Source organism: Thermostichus sp. MS-CIW-30 (assembly GCF_054058015.1).
This window is the reverse complement of sequence record NZ_JBSRZW010000055.1, coordinates 1-4,321: the sequence shown is the minus strand read 5'-3', so window position 1 is coordinate 4,321 and position 4,321 is coordinate 1. Positions and strand designations below refer to the sequence as shown.

3 protein-coding genes are annotated in these 4,321 nt (G+C 59.9%); all 3 read right to left on the bottom strand.

The window, feature by feature from the left end:
- Nucleotides 1-186: 186 nt before the first annotated feature.
- The 3 genes from nusB to ACVWXW_RS14245 all read right to left on the bottom strand — a co-directional run bounded on the left by nusB (nt 187) and on the right by ACVWXW_RS14245 (nt 4,213).
- Nucleotides 187-1,062 (bottom strand): transcription antitermination factor NusB, encoded by an 876-nt coding sequence (gene nusB, locus ACVWXW_RS14255; protein WP_414331399.1) that lies wholly within the window; start codon nt 1,060-1,062, stop codon nt 187-189.
- Between the two features lie 119 nt (nt 1,063-1,181).
- Nucleotides 1,182-3,341, bottom strand: a complete 2,160-nt coding sequence (locus tag ACVWXW_RS14250; RefSeq protein ID WP_457404359.1) for an ATP-dependent helicase — start codon at nt 3,339-3,341, stop codon at nt 1,182-1,184.
- Nucleotides 3,342-3,352: 11 nt separating this feature from the next.
- Nucleotides 3,353-4,213 (bottom strand): Cof-type HAD-IIB family hydrolase, encoded by an 861-nt coding sequence (locus ACVWXW_RS14245; protein ID WP_414388302.1) that lies wholly within the window; start codon nt 4,211-4,213, stop codon nt 3,353-3,355.
- Between the last annotated feature and the right edge of the window lie 108 nt (nt 4,214-4,321).

The following is a 4,321-nucleotide window of genomic DNA, read 5'->3' as shown; positions in this document are numbered from 1 at the left end:
GTCAATTTCTTGACGCAACTCTTGTGGGACTATCAGCTTGCAACGTACAGAGATAGTCTGGCTCATGGGCTTATTGTAGTTTATCCAGACTTTTGGCCGGCAAACCTATATAGAGGAGGGCTTTCCTCCCGACACCAAGCCTGCGGCTATGGTGCGGGCCTCCAGCCCGAAAATTTGGTGATCTGCTCAGCCCCCGGAACCAGAACCAGGGAGGGAGGGATCCCGACCCCGGTGGGTCTCCATCTGGCTGTCCACTACCCGTCGCAGCACTCCGTTGACGAAAGCGGCGGCCTCAGGATCCCCGTATTTTTTGGCCAATTCTACAGCTTCGTTGATGGCAACCTTCACGGGGCTGCTGGCCAGTATTTCCATCTCCACCACCGCCAGGCGCAGGATATCTCGTTCGATCCGACCAACCCGCTGCAATTGCCAACCCACCAAAGCCTTTTGCAAACGAGCATCGATCGCCTCCTTGTGGGTTCGCAGGGCAGTTAACAGTTGCAAAGCGTAGGCGCGCACTTCTTGGGATTGGGCAATGTACAACAGTTCCGGCATGGACAGGGCAACGCCCACCCGGTTGACTGCTCTTTGGGACAACTGGACAACCTCATCCAAGATGTGGCGGACGCTGTGCAGCCGCTGTTCCAGGTGTTCTAAGGCTTGGCCGGCGTTGCCGAGGGCCACTTGCACCTGCTGGATTAGCTCCAGCAATTCCCCCCGTAAGGCATTGGGGTCAGGAACGTCCGCCTCCTTCAGAGTGATTTCCAGGCGCTGCAGGTGTCGTTGGGCCTGCTGAAGGCGGAGGGTGACGGAGCGGGATCCACCCTCTTCCTTGGGATCCGAATCGGCCAACAATAGAGGATCGCTCTCGTGCAACAAACGGTCGCTGCGCTGGATTTCCGCCGCCGCTGTGGAGAGGGTTTCATGGGTCTCTTCACTCAGGGCGCGGATGGCTGCCAGCAGCAAGTCCTCCAGTTGTTTTTCGCTCAGTTTGGCCGCCGTGGCTGGCAGTTGATTGACCCCCAGCAGGGCCAGTTCGCGGGCAATACGCCGAGGTTGCATTGCAGAATATCCATAGCTTCTGAAAGACTGCCCCATTGCCGCAAGGCGGCGCGCAAGCGCTATCGGGCTTAGCCATGCTAGCAGGTTGCCAATCCATGAAGAACGAGAGACTCACCCGGTCAATCGGCCCTAAAACTGCGACTTAACACCCGAAACACCAAAGATGAACTCTGCTCTGTGCCAAAGCGAGATTGGCTGGATACCGAGAGGGTGAGCCGTCGTTTGCTGCGGGTGATGCCCACATACAGCAGCCGCAATCGCTCTGCTGCCAAATCCAAAAAGGCTTGCTTGGTGGCCGAGTCGGCCTGCAGCTCCCAGCCGCCTTTGGGGCTGAGCTGTCGCAACTGAGCCAGGGCCTCTGCCTGCATATCCACTTCATCCAAAAACTTCAGCCCCAGGGTTCGCTCCCCGTACTGGGTGGGAAACTCGTAGGCCGACACCTGGGGGATGAACACCTGATCCCATTCCAGCCCCTTGGCCCGATGCAGAGTCGTGACAGTGATGCTGCCCGGCTCGGGGTCGAAGGCGAAGATCTCCGAAGGCAAGTTGTTGAGGCGGTGATCCAGAATCACTTGAAATTCTTGGGCGATCTCCTGCCAATCGGTTTCGGGCAGGGATCCCAGCACCTGCTCCAGCTGATCGATTACATAGCGACCCACAAACAGCTCTTCCGGCTTGCGGTAGAGGCTTTGAACGATCACATTCAGCACCTCTGGCCAAGGGGATCGCCCGGCCCGGAGCCAACCGGCAAGGGTGCGCAGCAGCCTGCCCAAGTTCTGCCAAGGCGGGCCATCGGGCAGAGAGGGAGCCTCGCCGAAGTTGGGGAACAGCAGCCGCTCCGGCAGAGAGGCGCGGATCCAGGTCAACATCGGCCCCAGCTCAGCACGTGGGATCCCCGCCCAATCGGCCAAGCAATCCACAGCAGCAGCCAAGCGAGTGGGGGCAGTGGGCTGGGCAAACCAGTCGATGATTCCCTTGAGCTGCAACAACACCCGCCGCTGACTGGGACTGCCCCGCAACAGATCGATCACCCGCTCCGCTCCCATTTCCTGGAGATAGCTGAGGGCTTTGCCCCCCAGCTCGTTGGTGGTGACCAGAATGGCCACCGTTTGGCCGGGAAAAGCTTGGGCGGCTGCAATGGCCTGCCGCGCCACCTGTTGCAGCTCCTCTTCCGGGGATCCGACAACCCGCAGAAAGTCCACCCGACCTTCGCTGGCCGGAGGGTTTTGGCCACCGGAGGTAGCCAGTTGAATGGGCTGGGGGGCCAGAGCGGTGCGCAAAGCCGGGATGGGGTGCTGCTGATTCACCCACTCCACCAGGCGGTTGGCCAAAGCGATGATCTGGGGGGCGCTGCGGCTGGATTCATCCAAGAGCACCACCTGAGGACTGGCCTGGCAAAAGGCGCGAAACAGCCGCGGCTCGGCGCTGGTAAAGGTGCCCATGATGCTCTGGTTGGGATCCCCCACCCGCACCAGGTTGCCGGTGCGTTGGCTGAGCAGCCGCAGCAGCTCTTCCTGCAGGGGGGAACTGTCTTGGGCCTCATCCTCGAACAGGTAGTCGTACCAGTTCTGCACCTGCTCCCGCAGCTCTGGACTGCCCTCGATCAAATCCACTGCTTGCCAGCCCAGGTCGTCGTAGTCTAACTTGCCCAGGCGACGCAATTCCGCTTGATAACCGGCGTAGATGGGAGCAGCCCAGCCCAGATAGCCCTCGCTGGGGATCACTTCTGGCCCCAGGCGCAGATTCTTGGCCCTGCTGATGACCACCTGCACCATCTGCTGGAAACTGCGCCGGAACTGGGCTCGGTTTTGGGCGATCTTTTGCGGGTTGTTGTCGCCGGGGATCAGCGGCTCCCAGAGCTGAGTATGGCGGACGAGCCAAGCGCGGCACAGGCGGCTGAGCAACCGCTCCTGTTCGTATCCCTCCAAAATAGACAGCTCCTCCCAACGGCTGGGGGCCTCCCGCAACACCCGCAACGACAAAGAATGCAGGGTAAAGGCCTGGGTAAAGCGATCCGGATACCCCGCCCGTTGCAAACGTTGATTGATGCGGCTGATCAAGTTGCCCCGCGCCGAACGCATGTAGGTGAACACCCCGATGCGCTCCGGTGGGATCCCCCGATTGAGAATTAAATCGGCGATCAACAGCTCCAGAATAAAGGTCTTGCCGCTCCCCGGAACGGCGGCGATCCCCAGCGGCCCCGATTGGTAGGCCAACGCCTGTTGCTGCGCCGGACGCAGGGTGACCTCAGGAAAGGGAGAAGAAGCCAGACCCAGCATGGGATCCCTGCCTAGCTGAGGATGAAGGTCTCGATGGCCGCCGCCACCCCGTCTTCTGCCACAGGAGGGGCAATCCAATCGGCATGGGGCAAGAGAGCTGGCGAGGCATTTCCCATCGCCACCCCGATCCCGGCGTATTGAATCATCTCAATGTCGTTGTCGCCATCGCCAATGGCCATCACCTGCTCTGCCGACAACCCCAGCATTTCCTCCGCCAAAAAACGAACGGCATTGCCCTTGTTCACCGCCGGATGGGTAGCCTCGAGAAAAATCGGCTCTGAACGGGTGAGGTAGAGCTGGTCAGGGGAATACCGCCGCCGCAGGGATCCCTGCAATTCCTGCAGGAACTCGGTATCCTCAGAAACAGCCAGGATCTTGGTGGGGCTTCGTCCGTATTGGGCGGAAGAGAACATCTGGAACGGCACCTGAGAGCGCTCAGCATAAGCCTGACTGAGGGGGCTCAGCTCCCGCAAATAGAGCTGGTCATCGATGTAGAGGTGAACCCCCACCGGCTGATCCTGCAACGCTTGCAGCAACTCCTCGGCCAGCGGCCAGTCAAGGCTCCAGTGCTTTAGGGTCTTTTGGCTATCGGGATCCCGAATTAAAGCCCCCTGGTAGCTGCATAGGGGCATATCGGCCCCAATCGCGTAGTGGAACCGCTCGGCAGAACGATGCATGCGACCCGTAGCGATGGCTACTCGCACCCCTGCTGCTTTGGCCTTCTGAATGGCCTCCCGAACCGGCTCTGAAACCTGGTTGGAAGGCCCGGCAATCGTGCCATCGATATCCACCACCAACAGCCGAATCTGGGCACGGGGTGGAGAAGATGCCCGCTCTCTTTCCTCGGCTTGGACGTTAGCCTGAGTTTGCATTGCTGTTGTTTGCCCTGATACATTTACGCTGAACACTGCTGAACATCACTGTTCAACTATGCAGCGATAGCATTCTGTTTGTTTCCATTCGCGTTAGCGGGACGGAGT

Excerpts from the sequence above, each read along its gene's own strand:
- ACVWXW_RS14245 (WP_414388302.1), bottom strand. The coding sequence starts at position 4,213 with ATGCAAACTCAGGCTAACGTCCAAGCCGAGGAAAGAGAGCGGGCATCT.
- nusB (WP_414331399.1), bottom strand. The coding sequence starts at position 1,062 with ATGCAACCTCGGCGTATTGCCCGCGAACTGGCCCTGCTGGGGGTCAAT.
- ACVWXW_RS14250 (WP_457404359.1), bottom strand. The coding sequence starts at position 3,341 with ATGCTGGGTCTGGCTTCTTCTCCCTTTCCTGAGGTCACCCTGCGTCCG.